Source organism: Rudaea sp. (genome assembly GCF_036383415.1).
Lineage (GTDB): Bacteria > Pseudomonadota > Gammaproteobacteria > Xanthomonadales > Rhodanobacteraceae > Rudaea.
This window is the reverse complement of sequence record NZ_DASVOK010000093.1, coordinates 1-17,890: the sequence shown is the minus strand read 5'-3', so window position 1 is coordinate 17,890 and position 17,890 is coordinate 1. Positions and strand designations below refer to the sequence as shown.

General features: G+C 64.7%; 15 protein-coding genes and 1 tRNA gene. 12 read left to right on the top strand and 4 right to left on the bottom strand.

The genetic code is table 11. The features are described from left to right. The first annotated feature begins 30 nt into the window (after nt 1-30). Nucleotides 31-798 (top strand): NAD kinase, encoded by a 768-nt coding sequence (locus tag VF497_RS03435; protein WP_330886239.1) that lies wholly within the window; start codon nt 31-33, stop codon nt 796-798. Here VF497_RS03435 and VF497_RS03430 read toward each other — a convergent pair. Beyond that, a complete protein-coding gene (locus VF497_RS03430) occupies nt 792-1,781 on the bottom strand; it encodes a VirK/YbjX family protein (protein ID WP_330886238.1) in 990 nt (329 codons plus the stop codon). The two genes, VF497_RS03435 and VF497_RS03430, sit on opposite strands and share 7 nt — an antisense overlap. 227 nt (nt 1,782-2,008) lie before the next feature. Here VF497_RS03430 and VF497_RS03425 point away from each other — a divergent pair, with 227 nt between their 5' ends. The 6 genes from VF497_RS03425 to VF497_RS03400 all read left to right on the top strand — a co-directional run bounded on the left by VF497_RS03425 (nt 2,009) and on the right by VF497_RS03400 (nt 9,432). Further along, a complete protein-coding gene (locus VF497_RS03425) occupies nt 2,009-2,917 on the top strand; it encodes a 5'-nucleotidase (RefSeq protein ID WP_330886237.1) in 909 nt (302 codons plus the stop codon). Between the two features lie 224 nt (nt 2,918-3,141). Further along, nucleotides 3,142-3,459 carry an H-NS histone family protein gene (locus VF497_RS03420; RefSeq protein ID WP_330886236.1) on the top strand — a complete coding sequence of 106 codons (318 nt, stop codon included), beginning with the start codon at nt 3,142-3,144 and terminating at the stop codon, nt 3,457-3,459. A gap of 142 nt (nt 3,460-3,601) precedes the next feature. Beyond that, entirely contained in the window at nt 3,602-4,183 is a 582-nt protein-coding gene (gene lexA / locus VF497_RS03415; RefSeq protein WP_330886235.1) for a transcriptional repressor LexA, read from the top strand. A gap of 9 nt (nt 4,184-4,192) precedes the next feature. Further along, nucleotides 4,193-4,849: a translesion DNA synthesis-associated protein ImuA gene (gene imuA, locus VF497_RS03410; protein ID WP_330886234.1), complete on the top strand. Its 657-nt coding sequence runs from the start codon at nt 4,193-4,195 to the stop codon at nt 4,847-4,849. 56 nt (nt 4,850-4,905) lie between these two features. Further along, nucleotides 4,906-6,300 (top strand): DNA polymerase Y family protein, encoded by a 1,395-nt coding sequence (locus VF497_RS03405; RefSeq protein ID WP_330886233.1) that lies wholly within the window; start codon nt 4,906-4,908, stop codon nt 6,298-6,300. Nucleotides 6,301-6,312: 12 nt separating this feature from the next. Beyond that, on the top strand, nt 6,313-9,432 hold the full coding sequence (locus VF497_RS03400) for an error-prone DNA polymerase (RefSeq protein ID WP_330886232.1): 3,120 nt from the start codon (nt 6,313-6,315) through the stop codon (nt 9,430-9,432). Between the two features lie 121 nt (nt 9,433-9,553). On the opposite strand, the gene VF497_RS03395 is transcribed toward VF497_RS03400, so the two are convergent. Next, nucleotides 9,554-11,902 (bottom strand): Ig-like domain-containing protein, encoded by a 2,349-nt coding sequence (locus tag VF497_RS03395; protein WP_330886231.1) that lies wholly within the window; start codon nt 11,900-11,902, stop codon nt 9,554-9,556. Between the two features lie 182 nt (nt 11,903-12,084). Further along, a tRNA-Leu gene (locus VF497_RS03390) sits at nt 12,085-12,169 on the bottom strand. Between the two features lie 153 nt (nt 12,170-12,322). Here VF497_RS03390 and rnr point away from each other — a divergent pair. Genes rnr through VF497_RS03370 form a run of 4 tightly spaced genes read left to right on the top strand, consistent with a single transcriptional unit; the run spans nt 12,323 to nt 16,385 of the window. Next, entirely contained in the window at nt 12,323-14,869 is a 2,547-nt protein-coding gene (gene rnr / locus VF497_RS03385; protein ID WP_414706834.1) for a ribonuclease R, read from the top strand. Continuing rightward, a complete protein-coding gene (gene rlmB, locus VF497_RS03380) occupies nt 14,866-15,603 on the top strand; it encodes a 23S rRNA (guanosine(2251)-2'-O)-methyltransferase RlmB (protein ID WP_330886229.1) in 738 nt (245 codons plus the stop codon). The genes rnr and rlmB overlap by 4 nt, the downstream gene beginning before the upstream one ends. Before the next feature lie 11 nt (nt 15,604-15,614). Next, nucleotides 15,615-15,863 (top strand): CBU_0592 family membrane protein, encoded by a 249-nt coding sequence (locus VF497_RS03375; RefSeq protein WP_414706833.1) that lies wholly within the window; start codon nt 15,615-15,617, stop codon nt 15,861-15,863. Between the two features lie 6 nt (nt 15,864-15,869). Next, on the top strand, nt 15,870-16,385 hold the full coding sequence (locus tag VF497_RS03370; protein ID WP_330886227.1) for a DUF1697 domain-containing protein: 516 nt from the start codon (nt 15,870-15,872) through the stop codon (nt 16,383-16,385). A gap of 21 nt (nt 16,386-16,406) precedes the next feature. Here the strand turns inward: VF497_RS03370 and cysK are convergent, their stop codons facing one another. Then, nucleotides 16,407-17,345 (bottom strand): cysteine synthase A, encoded by a 939-nt coding sequence (cysK, locus tag VF497_RS03365; protein ID WP_330886226.1) that lies wholly within the window; start codon nt 17,343-17,345, stop codon nt 16,407-16,409. Nucleotides 17,346-17,616: 271 nt separating this feature from the next. On the opposite strand from cysK, the gene VF497_RS03360 reads away from it, so the two are divergent. Further along, on the top strand, nt 17,617-17,890 hold a 274-nt coding region (locus VF497_RS03360), incomplete at its 3' end, for an acyltransferase family protein (protein ID WP_330886225.1).

The following is a 17,890-nucleotide window of genomic DNA, read 5'->3' as shown; positions in this document are numbered from 1 at the left end:
AATCCGCCACGACCTTTGTGCGGAGCCACCGTGACCCGACCAGCCATCGCCTTCGTCGCCAGCCGTACCGAAGAGGCCCAGGCCGCGCTTGCACGGATCAGCGCGCAGTACGCCCAGGTGCCGCTGGCCGAGGCCGACGTCATCGTCGCGCTCGGCGGCGACGGCTTCATGCTGCGCACGCTGCATCGGCATCTGGCGCTGAAGAAACCCGTATACGGCATGAAGCTGGGCACGGTCGGGTTCCTCATGAACCAGTTCCGTACCGACGGCCTGATCGAGCGCCTCGCACGCGCGCAATCGACCGTGCTCAAGCCGCTGGTGATGGAGGCGGTCAGCGAGTCGGGCGGCACGGCCACCTCGCTCGCGTTCAACGAGGTCTCGCTGCTGCGCCAGACCAAGCAGGCCGCACATATCCGCGTCTCGCTCAACGGCACGGTCAAGATCGACGAGTTGATGTGCGACGGCATCCTCGTCTCGACCACGGCCGGCTCGACCGCGTACAACCTCTCCGCGCACGGGCCGATCTTGCCGCTCGGCGCCGACGTGCTCGCGCTGACCCCGATCAGTCCGTTCCGCCCGCGACGCTGGCGCGGTGCGATCCTGCGCGCGGGCACCGAGGTCAAGCTCGAAGTGCTCGATCCTTACAAGCGCCCGGTCAGCGCGACCGCCGATTCGAACGAAGTGCGCGACGTGGTCGAGGTGACGGTGCGCGAATCGCGCGACACGACCGTCTCGCTCATGTTCGATCCCGAGCACAACCTCGAGGATCGCATTCTCAACGAGCAGTTCGCTTACTGACGCGCTGTGCCGCCCGCGTCGCGGCAGGGCGCCAGCACGGCGCGGATTTCCGCATCGATCGATTCCATCAGCGCGTAGCGGCGCCGGTATTGCGCGCGCTTGTGGCTGGGAATGTCGGCCAGGTCTCTCGACGCCGTGGCAATGCCGAGGTCGAACACGTTTGCGTCGACGGCGATCGCGCCGTGGTCGAGCCAGATCGCGTCATAGCTGAGGCGGATGCGCCCCTTGCCGCGCTTGTAGCGCAAGGCATGGCCCGCATCGGCTACGGCGATCAGGCGCGTCGCCTCGAGAGCGTGCGCGATCGCGCGCGCAGCGAGCATGAGCAGGGAAAAGGGCCGCAGTCCATGCATCGCCTTGGTCGCGCGGCGGAACGCGTCCTGTCCGTCTTCGGACTGGCATCCCTGGATGCCGCCGATCATCAGCGCCGATTCGCCGTGTGGAAGACCGGGCGCGAATTCGCCTGCGTTGCCGAGGACGAAGGTGACGGCGCAGATCAGCGCATCCTGCTCGAACAGGCCGATCGAGACTTCGCCTTCCTGCCAGCAATGCGGCAAATGCAGCAGGCGCAGTTCGTAGTGCGTGGCGGCACCGGCGATCTCGGCCAGGCGCAGGCCGGTTCCGGAATAAATCGCCGCATTGAGCAGAGGCGGGACGTGGCGCAGGAATGCATCGAAGTGGCCACAGGCGACGCCAAGACGGCGCGCGCTGTCGAGCCCGCTCAGCACATAGCGATGCTGCAGTTTCGCCGCGAGCAGGGGCTGGCGCTGGATCATGGGCCGCAGTCCGGGTGCTTCGAGCAGTCGCAACCACGCGTCGTGCAGCCGGTACTGGCTCAGCGCACGCAACAGGAACCGCGCACGCTTGAGCAGGGGCTTGCGCTTGCCGGCGTAGGTGCGGCGCGCATATTCGAACAGCGACGCGCGGCCCTGCGCGCGATGCGGCTCGCTCAGTCGCTGCGTCTGCCATGCCGACAGGGCAGGCATTCGGAATTCGGTGGTCATTGCTGGTATGCGCGCACGGAGGCCGACTCCCCGGGCGGCCGGGGCCGGCTCATGCGCTTCATGGTTTCTGGATTCCGCCCGGTGCGCAGCTTACGCGGTATTTACAAAAAAATCCACTTGTGCAGGAATATGAACAGCCGGATTGGAGTGCCGTCCACGCAAGCCATGTGCGCGGACGGTGGATGATCGCGCTGGGGTAAGATCGAAAGATGCCTGATCAAGACATTGCCGACCGCCTGATCGTCGCGATCACCTCGCGCGCGCTGTTCGACATGGCCGAAAGCCATGCGCTGTTCGAGCAGGCCGGGCTCGACGCGTTCCACTCGTTCCAGCGCGAGCGCGAGAACGATCCGCTCGCGCCGGGCATCGCGTTCCCGCTCGTGCAGAAGCTGCTCAGGCTCAATGCGCCGAAGCCGGCCGAGCCGCGCGTCGAGGTGATCCTGCTGTCGCGCAATTCGACCGATACCGGCTTGCGCATTTTCAACTCGATCGAGCACTACGGTCTCGACATCGCACGCGCCGCGTTCACCTCGGGTGCACCGGTCTGGCCCTACGTACGCTCGTTCGGCGCGCAGTTGTTCCTGTCGGCCAATCCGGAAAGCGTGAAAAGTTCGCTCGACGCGGGTGTCGCTGCGGCGACGATCCTGCCGTCGAAGGCGGCGAGCGCCTCGTCGAGCCAGCTGCGCATCGCCTTCGATGGCGACGCGGTCATCTTCGGCGACGAAGGCGAGCGCGTGTCGCAGGAGCAGGGCATCGAAGCGTTCCACCGGCACGAGGTCGAGCGCGTCGACCAGCCGCTCTCGGGTGGCCCGTTCCGCGGCTTCCTTGCCGCGCTGCATCGCTTGCAGGAGGCGTTTCCCGAGGAGGATTCGCCGATCCGCACCGCGCTCGTCACCGCACGTTCCGCGCCCGCGCACAAGCGCGTGATCCTCACGCTGCGCCACTGGGGCGTGCGTCTCGACGAAGCGCTGTTCCTCGGCGGTCGCGACAAGGGGCCATTCCTCGAAACCTTCGGCGCCGACATCTTCTTCGATGACTCGGCGCACAACGTCGAATCCGCGCGTCGCCATGTCGCCACAGGCCACGTGCCGCACGGCGTGTCGAACGAAAAGCGCTGAGGGAGCTGGGCGGCATTTTTCGCGGTACGACGGGCTGTCGTACGTGCCAAACCTGTGTCTTCGTGCCGGTCCGGAAATGCCCTGCCGTGTGCTATCGGCTCTGCGAGGAAATCCATTCGTATTTTCCTGAATCTTGGGGAAAATTTACAATTTTTGTGGCATGATCCACACTTTATTTTCTGTGTCGTGATTCACACTTTGTTCTGCTCTGGAGGGCAGCATTGATGGCCGTGGACATCAGCAAGCTTACGCAGCACCAACTCGATGACTTGATCCAGCGCGCGGAGTCGCGCCAGCAGGAACTGGCAAGGGAAAAGCTCGCCAAGCTACGTGACAAGATCCTGGCTCTGGTCCAGGCCGAGGGCTTTACCCTCGAAGAAGTCTTCAGCGGAAAAGTGGGCCGCAAGTCGCGCCGTCCGGCGACTCCCAAATATCGCAATCCGGCCGATCATTCGCAGAAGTGGTCCGGACGCGGCAAGCGCCCGCATTGGTTCAGCGCGGCGCTGAAAGCCGGCAAGAAGGAGCAGGATTTGTTGATCTAGGATGGGTCCGCAGTGCGCAGCATCGATGTGTCGATGATGCTGCGCGACGAGCTGGCGGGTAAAAATCCCGCCGGGTCGGCGAGTCGCAAACGGTGCGACGAAATGTGCTAATCTTGATTTTAGTTCGTTAATCAAGATTGCAATGAAGCACCCTCCATCCCATGGCGGAGCCCGCCCCGGCGCCGGGCGCAAACCCGGCTCGAATCGCTACGGCGAGCCAACGGTTCCGCTACGCGTTCCGCAAAGCCGCGTCGCTGCGGTTCGCGTCTATCTCGATGAATGCGCGGCCGGAAAGCGGGCACGCCTTGCCCGCGCAGCCAATGACGATGCCGCCACGTCGTTCCTGACCCTGCCGCTGATTGGCCGCGTCGCCGCCGGTGAGCCGATCGGGGCCGATGCCCAGGTCGAGCGCGAGATCGCGATCGACCGCCACCTGTTCCGCCCGCGTCCGGACTTCCTCCTGCGCGTCGCGGGCATGAGCATGCGCGATGCCGGCATCCTCGATCGCGACCTGATCGCAGTGCACCGAACCGGCGAGGCGCATGACGGCCAGATCGTCGTCGCGCGCATCGACGGCGAAATCACGGTCAAGGAGTTTCGCCGCACGCGCTCCAGCATCACGCTGCTGCCGGCCAATCCCGGCTTCGCTCCGATTGAAATTGATCCGGATACGGACGATTTCGCGATCGAAGGTCTCTATGTCGGCGTGATCCGCCTGCCGTAAACACCGCGCATGGCCGTCTTCGCCGTCATCACGAATCCCTCGATCGACGCGGTGCTGCGCGATCCGCGCATCTGGCGCGGGTCGGCGAACGAGCACGAGGTCGCGTTCGTGCCTTCGGGGCATGCCGGGCTCGACGCGGCCCTGCCGCATCGCGGCTGGACCCAGGGTGCGATGACCGAGATCCTGTTCGACGTGGATGGCATCGGCGAGTTCGATCTCGTCTTGCCGGCGCTGGCGCGGCTGACGCAGGCACAGCGTCACGTCGTCCTCGTCGCGCCGCCTTATCTGCCTTATGCGCCGGCGCTGGCCGCGCGTGGCATCGAGCTTGGCCATCTGCATTGTGTCGAGACGGCTTCCGAGATCGAGGCGCTATGGGCCGCCGAGCAATGCCTGCGCTCGGGCGTCTGCGCGGCGGTGCTGTGCTGGCCGCGCCAAGCGAGCGACCGCACGCTGCGCCGGCTGCAGGTCGCGGCCGAGTTCGGCAATGCCTTGGGTTTCGCGTTTCGCGCAGCGCGCGCGGCGGCGAATCCATCCCCCGCGGCGACGCGGATCCAGGTCCGCGCGGAGGAGGGAACGCGCCTGCGCATCCTCAAATGTCGCGGTGCCAATCCGCCCGCGCTCTCGATTCCGCTGCGACCGGCCGTCGCACACATACACATGAGGTAACCACGACGATGCTTTGGGCTGCCTTGCTATTGCCACGACTCGGACTCGATGTGCTCATGCGCAACTCGCCCGACGCGAACTCGAATCTGCAAAACCTCGCATTGATCTCGCGCGATCAGGCGCGGCCGACCATCGTCGACGCGATGCCGGCCGTGCGTGCCAGCGGCGTGCGCCGCGGACAGACGCTGGCTGCAGCGCAGGCTTTGTGTCCGCAATTGAAAACGGCGGCACACGATCCCGCACAGGAACAGAAACTGCGCGAGCTGCTCGCCGGCTGGGCTTACGGCTACAGCTCGCATGTGAGCTTACGTGAGGACAATGCGCTTCTCGTCGAGATCGGCGGCAGTCTCAAGCTGTTCGGCCCGTGGCCGCGCATGGAGCAGCGCTGGCGCGCCGAGTTGAACGCGCTCGGCATCAGCCATCGTCTCGCGGTCGCGCCGACCGCACTCGGCGCACTCGCGCTCGCACGCGCGCAGGACGGCGTGTTCGTCGGCAATCCCGCGACGCTGCGCCAGGCGCTTGATGCCTTGCCGATCGCGCATGCGCGCATCGATGCGCTGGCCGTCGAGGCGCTGCGCGGCATGGGCCTCTCGCGTCTGCGCGAAGTCTGCGCGTTGCCACGCGCCGGATTGATCCGCCGCTTCGGCGCCGCGCTCGCCGATCATCTCGATCGCCTCTGCGGCGCCGCGCCCGATCCGCTGCCGCTGCATCGCCCGCCCGATCGTTTCCATGCGCGCATGGAATTCGACCACGAGATCGAATCGAGCGAAGCGTTGCGTTTTCCGCTGCGCCGCCTGATCGGCGACTTGTGCGCGTTCCTCACCAGCCGCGACGGCGGCGTGCAGCAGTTCGAGCTCGTGTTCGAGCATGACCCGTTGCAATTCAAACAACTTCCGCCGACGCGAATCGCGATCGGCCTGCAGTCGCCGCAGCGTGACGCGCGCACGCTGCTCGATCTCTGCGTGTTGCGTCTGCAGGCCGGCACGATCCCCGCGCCCGTACGTGCGCTCGCCGTTGTGGCGGCGCAGTTGCCGCCGTTCGTGCCACTCGCGCGCGACCTGTTCGACGAGCCGCGCGGTGCGCAGCTGGATTGGCCACAGCTGGCGGATCGTCTGCGCAGCCGGCTCGGCAGCGAAACCGTATACGCGCTCGAGACCGCCGACGATCCGCGTCCCGAGCGTGCCTGGCGCAAGCGTGTGGCGGCATCGAATCCCGCGCCATTGCGCAAGCTCGGGCCGCGACCCAGCTGGCTGCTGCGCCGACCGCAACCGTTGCGCGGCGAGCCCCGGCGCATCCTTGCCGGCCCCGAGCGCATCGAAGCGGGCTGGTGGGACGGGAGCGACCTGCGCCGCGACTACTACGTGATCGAAACACGTGAAGGCCAACGCGCCTGGGCGTTCCGCGGCATACAGGGCGAAGAGTCGTGGCTGCTGCACGGATGGTTCGCGTGAGGGCTTGCGCGCATGAATGCCGTACCCGGCTACGCCGAACTGCATTGCCTGTCGAATTTCTCGTTCCAGCGCGGCGCCTCGACCGCACTTGAGCTGTTCGAACGCGCGAAGAAACTCGGTTATCGCGCGCTCGCAATCACCGACGAATGCAGCCTCGCCGGCATCGTGCGCGCGTGGGAGGCGTCGAAGGAAACCGGCGTCGCGCTGATCGTCGGCAGCGAGATTCGCCTCGACGACGGCCTCAAGCTCGTGCTGCTCGCGCCGGATCTTGCCGCCTACCAGTCGCTGTGCGCGTTGATCACGCAAGGGCGGCGGCGCGATGCGAAGAAGGGCGAATACATGCTGCACCGTGCGGACGTGGCGGCGCATTCGCACGGCCTGCTTGCCCTATGGATTCCCGATGCCGATCCGTTGCCCGAAGATGCAAAGTGGATAATGCGGCATTTCCCGAATCGCGCTTGGCTCACGGTCGAACTGCATCGTGGACCGGACGATGCCGAATGCCTGCGTGTGCTGCTTGCCTTCGCCGCCCGCAACGCGCTGCCGGCCGTTGCCGCGGGCGACGTGCACATGCATGTGCGTCGCCGCCGCGCGCTGCAGGACACGCTGACCGCGATCCGCCACCGCACGACGCTGCGCGCGGGCAGTGGCCATCTGTTTGCGAACGGCGAGCGCCACTTGCGCAAACGCGAGACGCTTGCCGAACTTTACCCGCGCGAATTGCTCGAAGAGACGCTACGCATCGCGGCGTGTTGCAGCTTCGATCTGAAGCGCGACGTGAAATACAAATACCCGCACGAGATCGTGCCTTCGGGGTATACGCCGACGAGCTGGCTGCGGCATCTGGTCGAGCAGGGTGCTCGTTCGCACTGGCCGGAAGGCGAAGCTCCCAAGATACGCAAGCTGATCGAGGAAGAGCTCGCGCTGATTGAAAGAAAGGAATACGAAGCTTTCTTTCTCACCGTGTATGACGTTGTCGATTTCGCGCGCCATCGCAGCGAGCCACCGATTCTCTGTCAGGGTCGCGGTTCGGCGGCGAATTCGGTCGTGTGCTTTTGCCTCGGCATCACCGCGGTCGATCCCGTCACCGGCCATCTCGTATTCGGCCGCTTTCTTTCGGACGAGCGCGATGAACCGCCCGACATCGATGTCGACTTCGAGCACGAGCGGCGCGAGGAGGTGATCCAGTACGTTTACAACAAGTACGGGCGCGAGCGCGCGGCGCTAGCGGCCACCGTGATCAGTTATCGCACCAAGAGCGCATTGCGCGATGTCGCTCGCGTTCTGGGATTCTCCGTCGATCAGGTCGATCAGTTGAGCCGCTCGATCTCGGTGCACGATGGTGAGGAAACGCTGGCCGCGCGCCTGGTCGAAGCCGGTTTTGATCCCGAAGCGCCGACGGTACGGCGTGTAGTCGCGCTTGCGCGCGAGTTGCACGGTTTCCCGCGCCATCTCTCGCAGCACGTCGGCGGCTTCGTCATCTGCGATGCGCCGCTGCACACGCTCGTTCCGGTCGAGAACGCAGCGATGGCTGAGCGCACGATCATCCAATGGGACAAGGATGATCTCGACGCGATGGGCTTGCTCAAGGTCGACTGCCTCGCGCTTGGCATGTTGACCTGCCTGCGCAAATGTTTCGATCTGATCGAGCCGCTACGCGGCCGGCGCTGGGAATTGGAGGCGCTACCGAAAGAGGATCCGGCCACTTACGCGATGATTCAAGAGGCCGACACGATCGGCGTGTTCCAGATCGAGTCGCGCGCGCAGATGGCGATGCTGCCGCGACTGAAGCCCAAGGTGTTTTATGACCTCGTCATCCAGGTCGCGATCGTGCGACCGGGGCCGATCCAGGGCGATATGGTGCATCCGTATCTGCAGCGGCGAAAAAATCCGGAGTTGGTCGAATATCCATCGCAGCAACTCAAGGAAGAGCTCAAACGCACACTGGGCGTCCCGTTGTTTCAGGAACAGGTAATGCGTATCGCCATCGTCGCGGCAGGCTTCACACCTGGCCAAGCCGATGAGCTGCGACGCTCAATGGCCGCATGGAAGCGCCGCGGTGGTCTTGATCATCTGCGCGACCAACTGATCGGCGGCATGCTCGAACGCAATTACCCGCTCGACTTCGCCGAACGCATCTTCGAGCAGATGAAGGGTTTTGGCGACTACGGTTTTCCCGAATCGCATGCGACCAGCTTTGCCTTGCTGGCTTACGCATCGAGCTGGCTCAAGCGCCACGAGCCCGCCGCGTTCGCCTGCGCGTTGCTCAACTCGCAGCCGATGGGATTCTATTCGGCGAGCCAGATCGTGCAGGATCTGAGTCGCCGTGGCGCAAAGGTACTGCCGGTCGACGTGCGCTACAGCAACTGGGATTGCTCGCTAGAAGATTACGGCACGCGTCGGCTGAAGGAGACGGAAAATCCACAGCCCGGACTGCGCCTGGGGCTGCGCCAGATTCGCGGTTGCGACGAAGGCAGCGCGCGACGCATCGAGGCGGCACGCGCACAAAAAGCATTCGCTTCAGTCGTCGATCTGTGCACGCGCGCGCAGCTCGACCGGCGCGCGCAAAGCTTGCTCGCGCAAGCCGGTGCACTGCGCGGTCTCGCCGGTCATCGCCACCGCGCGCACTGGGCGGTCGCCGGTGTCGAGGCGAACCTGCCGTTGTTCGGCCGGGCGAGTCCCGAAGAAGCGCAAGTCGAACTGTCGCTGCCCAGCACCGGCGAAAATGTGCTCGTCGATTATGCAAGCACAGGGCTGACTCTCGGCCCACACCCGGTCGCTCTCGTGCGCGCGCAGCTTGACGCGCAGCGCTGTTACCGGTCGAGCCGTTTGCGCAAGTTCAAGGGAACCCGGCCGGTGCGCGCCGCCGGCCTCGTCATCGGCCGCCAGCGCCCGCAAACTGCGAGCGGTCTCACCTTCGTCACGCTCGAGGACGAGGACGGGCCGGTCAACGTCATCGTCCGCCCTGAACTGGCCGAGCGCCAGCGCCGAGCCTTTCTCGAATCGCGCCTGCTCGCCGTCGACGGCCTGCTCGAGTCGGTCGACAAGGTGCAGCATCTGATTGCCGAAAACCTGCTGGACCTGAGTTTACTGCTTGCCCAGCTCGATGTGCGCTCGAGGGACTTCAGATAACGCCGCGTCGTGGGCCATGCCGGATTGCGTCGGCGCCTTCACAAATTGGCACGGTGCTCCAGGGGGCAGCACACGATTGGGCTTCGCCGGGATTCGTCAATATCGGACAAACGCCCCGCAGTCAAAACCCGGATCGTCGCCCGCGCCAGAAAACACCCGCACCGAGCAAACTGCCGAGCAGCAGCAGCGCCCAGCGATCGAGCGCCGGTGCCGCAACCGGTGGCGAGCTCACCGTGACGATCAGGGCAGACGACGTTGCGCCTACGAAGTTGCCGTCCCCGCTGTAGGTCGCCACGATCGAGTGCGATCCCGCGCCACCAAGTGTCACCGTGCAGCTCGCCGTCGAACTTGTCGTGCCTGGCACCAGAGTCACAGGCGAACACGGCAGCGGTGTGCCATTGTCGGTGAAACTCACCGAGCCGGTCGGTGGATCGCCCGCTACGGTTGCCGTGAGCGTCACCGGCTGGCCGATCACTATCGGGTTCGGTGCGGCAGCGAGAGAGACCGTCGTGGTCTTCTTGCCCACGGTTATCGTCTGCTGCACTTGCTGCGCCGCGGCGTAGTTCGTATTGCCGGCCTGATTCGCATCGACGATGCAGGTGCCGGTTCCGGTAAAGCTCACGACGTTGCCCGCGATGGTGCACGCGCCTGCGGTCGAGTTCGCATCAATCGAGAACACTACGGGCTTGCCCGAGGCACCACCTGTGGCGCTGACGGTGTAACTGCCCGTCACGGTCGGGCTCGCTGGTGGCGTCGAGGTGAACGTGATCGTCTGACCGGCCTGATTGACGGTTTGCGTCTGCGTGTTCGACACTGGCTGCGGAGCCGATGCCGGAAAATTGCTGTCGCCGCCATATTGTGCGGTAATGGTGTGCGAACCGCCGGAAAGAGCACTGATCGTGAACATCGCCACGCCGCCGGACAAGGTGCCGGTCCCGATCGAGCTGCCGCCATCGAGGAAAGTCACCGTGCCTGTCGGCGTGGCGGTGGCCGGAGGAACCGCTGCCACGGTGGCGGTAAATGTCACCACTTGGCCATAAGTGCTGGTCGACGAGGAACTGGCCAGTGCAGTTGTCGCAGTGTTCAGTGCGAATGCTGCCGTGCAATTCTCCGCTGCACTCATCGTCACCGTGGCGGTCGTGGTGCTGCCCGCCGTCGCGCAGGCGCCACCCCACGTCAAGTTTTGGCCGGGAGGCACCATGGCGGTGAGGACAACACTTTGTCCTGTGACATAGCTGGCCGAGCAATTCGCTCCGCCAGTGCTGGTGCAATTTGAGATGCTGCCGCTCTGTGGCGCAGGCAAAGTGCCTGCCGACACGGTCCCGCCACCCGTTACCACGACAGTCAATACCTGCGGAACCAGGACTTCCACTGCGCCGCTATCGCAGTGCGCGCCCTGTGGTCGCGTCACACCGCGCTGGTCCACGCCATTGACTGGCGCTGCCGTGCAGACTGAATCAATGCCCGCGTCGATGGCTGCGCTGCCGACACCCGGCACCATTGTTTGCGTCGGGCCGCCATTGTTCGCCAACGGGCCAAGGTTCGACGGGGCGTTGGTTTTCGAGGTCGCGCTGGTGAAAGGGCAACTGGACGTACCCGAAATATTGCCGCCGTTGTCGATGAAAACGGAATTCGTGACGAGTGCGCAACTGCCGGCGAGGATGGTGTTGGCCAGGGTGAGTTGAGTGCGGACCAGGATGTCGTTGCCATTGGCAGACGAATTTCCGGAAATAGTGCAATTGGTGATCGTCATGAGGCCAAAATCGACATGGATGCCGCCGCCGCCTTTGTTCGTGCCGGGAGTGCCAGGCGCCGAGTTGCCCGACACGGTGCAATTGGTCAGCGTCGCGGCGCCGTCGTTATAGATGCCGCCGCCACTACCGGTGCCGCCGGCAGGAATGGAGTTGCCCGACACGGTGCTGTTGGTCAGCGTCATCGTCCCGACGTTTGCGATGCCTGCGCCAAATGTCGGCGAAGTGTTGCCCGATATCGTGCTGTTGGTGATCGTCAACACGCCATGGGCGTTGAGGATTCCACCACCTTGGCCACCTGTGCCGGAAGCGTTGCCCGATACGGTGCAGTGGTCCAGGGTCAGTGTGCCGCTGTTGCCAATGCCACCGGCAATTGGAGAAGTGCCATTCTGCACGGTCAGATACGTCATATGGACGTTTGCGCCTGGGCCGATCTGGAATACGGTGACCGCGTGTCCACCATCGACCGCGACGTTGTGCCCCGTGGCGTCTATCGTCAGGTTCTTGGCGATGTTCAATGTACTGCCGACGACAATCGTCAGATCGGCGGCGAAGTCGATCGTATCGCCGCTTGCTGCCGCAGCGATTTGCCCGCGCAGCGAGCCGGGTCCGCTATCCGCGTTGTTGTTGACCGTTAGCGTGGCCGCCTGAACTGCGAAAGCGAACAACGAGAGCAGCAGGCATAGCCACGGGCAAAGCCGACGTGCGGAGCAGCGCATATTGTTCCCCTGGGAGTCCTAAAGCAGACGTTGCAGAAGCGACGGTGCAGACCTCACAACAAGCTTACGCCGGCAGCGCATTCATGGCTACGCCGGGCATTTCGTCCACGCACAAAAAAACCGCGTCAAAGCGCGGTTTTTGAAGTTTTCCGGATTCCGTTGCACGGCTCCGGATCATGTAATGGTGCCCAGGAAAGGACTCGAACCTTCACGGTTTTACCCGCTAGTACCTGAAACTAGTGCGTCTACCAATTCCGCCACCTGGGCAAGGTGCGCTCGCCGGATTGCCCTGCGAGGGCCGCGCAAGATACATCCGGGCGGTGCGGGTGTCAATGTCGGCCTATAATGGTCACCTCGAAAAAGCCTGCTGCGCTTGGTGTTGTACGTCGGATTCGAAGAACAAACAATAAAGAGAAACCCTTGAAGAAAAAACCTCCCGCCGCGGCCAAACGCGGCAAAACGAGTACGAAATTGCCGGGCTGGTTGCCCGACGTGGCTAATGCCGGTCCGTCCGCTGCCCGCGGCGCGAAAGCTGCGGCGAAGCGTCCCGGCTTTTTGCCGGAAATTCCCGGCGCGCCTTCGGCTCGTCCGGTGAACGCGCCGCAGCGAGGCGGCCCCGCGCCTGCCGCGCGCGGTGCGAAGCCGGGCAAGCCCGCGCCGACGAAATTCGACGGGCCGAAAACCTCGAAGCAAAAGGGCGCATCCGATCCGAACGCCGAGCGCGAAGCACAACGCTACGAATTTCCGATACCGAGCCGCGAGGCGATCGTCACCTTCCTCAACGACAGCGGTCAGTTGCTGACCGTGGAGAATCTCGCGCGCGGCCTCGGCCTGTCGCATGCGCGCGATGTCGATGCGCTGACCAAACGCCTCGCCGCGATGCTGCGCGACGGTCAGTTGCTGCAGAACCGTCGCGGCGCGTATGGCGTCGCGAGCAAGCTCGACCTGATTCCGGGGGCGATCATCGCCAACGCCGAGGGCTTCGGCTTCCTGCGTCCCGATGCGGGCGGCGACGACGTCTATCTGTCGCCGGCCGAGATGCGCAAGGTGCTGCACGGCGACCGCGCGCTGATCAGCATCGTCGGCGTCGACCGGCGCGGGCGCAAGCAGGGCGCGATCTGCGAAGTGCTCGAACGGCGCGCATCGCGGCTGGTCGGTCGCATCGTCGTCGAGAACGGCATCGTCGTCGTCGCGCCGGACGACCGGCGCATGCATCAGGACATTCTGATTCCACCCGGCAAGGATCGCGGCGCGCGTTCGGGCCAGATCGTCGTCGCCGAGATCACCCAGCCGCCGACCGCGCAGCGCGGGCCGATCGGCGAGGTGGTCAGCGTGCTCGGCGAGCGCCTGACGCCGTCGATCATCGTCGAGATGGCGATCGCCGGGCACGGTTTGCCGCAGGAGTTCCCAGAGCAGACCCTGCGCGAAGCGGCGCAGGTCGAGCCGGAAGTCACGCGCGAGGAGATCAAGGGCCGTGTCGATCTGCGCAAACTGCCGCTGGTCACGATCGACGGCGAGGATGCGCGCGATTTCGACGACGCGGTATTCGCCGAGAAGGCGCCGGGCGGATTCCGCCTCGTCGTCGCGATCGCCGACGTGTCGCATTACGTGCGCCCCGGCACGGCGCTCGACGACGAGGCGGTGAAGCGTTCGACCTCGGTGTATTTCCCCGGCTTCGTCGTGCCGATGCTGCCGGAGACATTGTCGAACGGCATCTGTTCGCTCAATCCGAAGGTCGAGCGGCTGTGCATGGTCTGCGACATGCACGTGGCGTATTCGGGCGAAGTGTCGAAAACGAAGTTCTATCCAGCAGTGATGCATTCGCACGCGCGCCTCACCTACACGCGCGTGTGGCAGGCGCTCGGCGAGAAGAATGCCGATGCACGCCAGGAACTCGCCGACGTGTTGCCGCAGCTCGAAACGCTGCACCAGCTCTACGAAATACTCGCCAAGGCACGGCAGCGCCGCGGCGCGATCGATTTCGAAAGCACCGAAGTGAAGTTCCGCCTCGCCGCTTCGGGTGAAGTCGTGCAGATGGGTTCCGAGCCGCGCAACGATGCGCACAAGCTGATCGAGGAGTGCATGATCGCCGCGAACGTCGAGGCGGCGAAGTTCCTCGACAAGGCGAAGATTCCCGCGCTGTTCCGCGTGCATGCGCCGCCGCCCGAATCGAAGTACGAGGATCTGCAGGAGTTCCTGCTCGAATTCGGCCTGCGCATGCCGTCGCATGCCGAGGTGAAGCCGAAGGACTTCTCCCATCTGCTCAAGGAAATCAGGAAACGCCCCGATGCGGGTCTGATCCAGTCGGTGCTGCTGCGCTCGCAATCGCTCGCGGTGTACAGCCCGCAAGACTCGGGCCATTTCGGCCTCGCCCTCGAGCATTACGCGCATTTCACTTCGCCGATCCGACGCTATCCCGACCTGCTCGTGCATCGCGCGATCCGTTATGCGCTGATCAAGGGCAAGCCGTCGGACTACACCTACAGCGCGAATGACATGGCGCATCTCGCCACGCACTGCTCGCACAACGAGCGCCGTGCCGACGAGGCCGAGCGTGACGTCGACGAGCGCTACAAGTGCGCGTGGATGGAGAAGCACGTCGGCAGCGAATTCGACGGCATCGTCTCCGGCGTGACTTCGTTCGGCCTGTTCGTCGAACTGACCGAGTCGCAGGTGTCGGGCCTCGTCCACATCACCCAGTTGCCGAACGACTACTATCATTTCGATCCGGTGCGTCATTTGCTCAGCGGCGAGCGGCGCGGACTGCAGTTCCGCTTGGGCGACGCCGTGCGCATCCAGGTGCTGCGCGCGAGCATGGAAGATCGCAAGATCGATTTCCGGCTGGTCGCGGCGCTGAGCGCCGCGCCAACTGACGCCGTTGGAGCCGACGCTGCGCGCGGCTCAACGCCGTCGGCGCCAAGTGCCAGGGAGAAGTCGAAAACAGCGAAAGGAAAGGGGCGCAGATGAGCGGTGAACTTTTGTTTGGCATCCATTCGATCGATGCCGCGCTGAGCAACGATCCGAAAAATATTCTCGAACTCTACTTCGAGTCCGATAGCCAGAACGCGCGCATCAAGGAACTGTCCGAGAAGGCGCGCGAGCTCGGGCTGAAGCCGCACGCGCGCCCGCGCGAGGCACTCGATCGCATGACTGGCGGCGCACGCCACCAGGGTGCGGTCGCGCGCTATCGCGCGCCGCCGCCGCGCACCGAGAAGGAGTTGTACGAGCTCGTCGAGCAGGCGGGCAAGGACACATTGATCCTCGTGCTCGACGGCGTGACCGATCCGCACAACCTCGGTGCCTGCCTGCGCAGCGCGGAGGCAGCCGGTGTCACCGCGGTCGTCGTGCCGAAGGACAAGGCCGCAGGCATCACGCCGACCGTGCGCCGTGCGTCGAGCGGCGCGGCCGATCGCGTCGCGTTCTTCGCCGTGACCAATCTGGCGCGCACGCTGAAGGCGCTGAAGGAGAGCGGCGTGTGGCTGGTCGGTCTCGCCGGCGAGTCGACGCAGGATTTCTACAAGCTCGACCTCAAGGGGCCGCTCGGCATCGTCATGGGCAGCGAAGGCGAGGGCATGCGTCGGCTGACCGGCGAGGCCTGCGATTTCCTCGCCAGGATTCCGATGCGTGGCGGCGTGGAAAGCCTCAACGTTTCGGTCGCCACGGGCGTGGCCCTGTTCGAAGCGCTGCGCCAGCGCGCATAAGGAGCAGCAACATGCAGTGGCACGATTGGGTCGGAATGATCGGCGTCGTCATCACCTTGACCGCATTTCTGCTGCTGCAGGCCGGCCGGCTGCACGGCACCGGCTTCATATATCAGGCAATGAATGCGATCGGTGCCGCGGCCGTGGTCCTGTCGCTCTTCTACAACTTCAACCTGTCGGCCTTCATCGTCGAGGCTGCGTGGGTGGCAATCAGCATCTACGGCATGGTGCGTGGCTGGCGCCTGCGGCAGATGGAGTGACCGGCGATGCCTCGATATGTAGCCTTCCTGCGCGGCGTCAGCCCGATGAACGCAAAGATGCCGGAGCTGAAGCGCTGTTTCGAGCAAGCGGGTTTCGGCAAGGTCAAGACCGTGCTTTCCAGCGGCAACGTCGTGTTCGATGCGCGCGCTGGATCCGAGCTTGCGCTCGCGCGTCGGATCGAGGCAGCGATGGCGAAGCATCTCGATCGCAGCTTCTACACGATCGTGCGCGGCGTCGATGTACTGCGCGAATTGATCGACTCCGATCCGTACAAGGCATTCCGTCTGCCGGCGGATGCGAAACGCGTCGTCACCTTCCTGCGCGAGCCGTGCAAACCGATGCCGGCGCTGCCGGCAGAGGTCGACGGCGCGCGCATTCTCGCCGTCGATGGCGGCGAGATCTTCACGGCCTATGTTCCGCAGCCGGGCAATCCGGTGTTCATGCGCCTGATCGAGAAGACGTTCGGCGCCGAAATCACGACGCGCACCTGGGATACAGTGAAGAAATGCGCCGCTGCCTGAGCGGCGCATTTCCGCAAACGATCAGGCCTCGTCCGTGCCTTCGTTGACGCCCTCGAACAGGAACGTCGACAGGTAGCGCTCGCCCGTGTCGGGCAGCATGGCGAGAATCACATCGCCCTGTTTCGCCTGCTTGGCGACCTCGAGCGCAGCGGCGAAGGTGCCGCCGGAGGAGATGCCGCAGAAGATGCCTTCCTTCTTCGCCAGTTCGCGCGCTGTGTCGCGTGCGACGACCTCGTCGACGGGAAGAATCTGGTGGGCGACGTTCTTGTTGAGCACGGCCGGAACGAAATCCGGCGTCCAGCCCTGGATCTTGTGCGGCTTCCATTCCTTGCCCGAGACGAGCGCGGCGCCGGCCGGCTCGGTCAGCACGATCTTCGTGTCAGGGCGGGCGAGGCGGATCACTTCACCCGCGCCGGTCGCGGTGCCGCCCGTGCCCCAGCCGGTGACGAACCAGTCAAGACGCTTGCCGGCGAAATCCTGGATGATCTCCGCACCGGTCGTGTTGCGATGGAACGACGGGTTCGCCTCGTTCTCGAACTGGCGGGCGAGGAACGCGCCGTTCTTTTCAGCGTACTCGCGCGCGGCCTGCACCATGCCCGAGCCGCGTGCGGCGGCGGGCGTGAGGATCACCTTCGCGCCGAACGCGCGCATCAGCTTGCGCCGCTCGACCGAGAACGTCTCGGTCATGAAGGCGACGAACGGGTAGCCCTTGGCCGCGCACACCATCGCCAGCGCGACACCGGTGTTGCCGCTGGTCGCCTCGACCACGGTCTGGCCGGGCTTGAGCGTGCCCTTGGCCTCGGCGTCGAGGATGATCGCGAGCGCGAGGCGGTCCTTGACCGAACCACCGGGATTGAACGCTTCGACCTTGACGTACATTTCCACGCCCGGCGGTGCGAGGCGATTGATGCGCACGATGGGCGTGCGGCCGATGGTGTCGAGAATGCTGTTGTAGATCATGGTGTGACCCCCTTTTCTGGACAGGCGGCGAGTATAAGACGATATAAGCCGAGGCAATGGTGCCCGCACCGCGGCGGAAAAGAAATAACCTTATTCCAGGCGGCACCCGCAGGCTTCCAGTGAAGTGCACAGAGGACTTGTTGGCGTCGCGGTTCGCTACAATGCGCGCTCCGTCCCGAGCCGGCAAGTCCACGCGCAGCATGCAATTTCCGTCGCAGCAAGCATCGAGAGTTCCGACACCTCGCGCGGACGTTTGTCGTGGCAATTGCTGATGGATAGCGCGCGGCGTTTCGGTCTGGATGCCTGGCGCGCGCTGGCCATCCTGTTGGTCCTCGTCGGGCATGCGAGTTTCTGGTTCCTGCCGCTGACGCGCGAACTGGACGTCTGGTACAGCCTCGCGTTCCTCGGCGTCGAGCTGTTCTTCGTGCTCAGCGGATTCCTGATCGGCGGCATCCTGATCGACAAATTCCGCAGCGGCTCGTTCCACTTGCGCCAGTTCTGGATACGGCGCTGGCTGCGCACGCTGCCGAACTATTTCCTGTTCC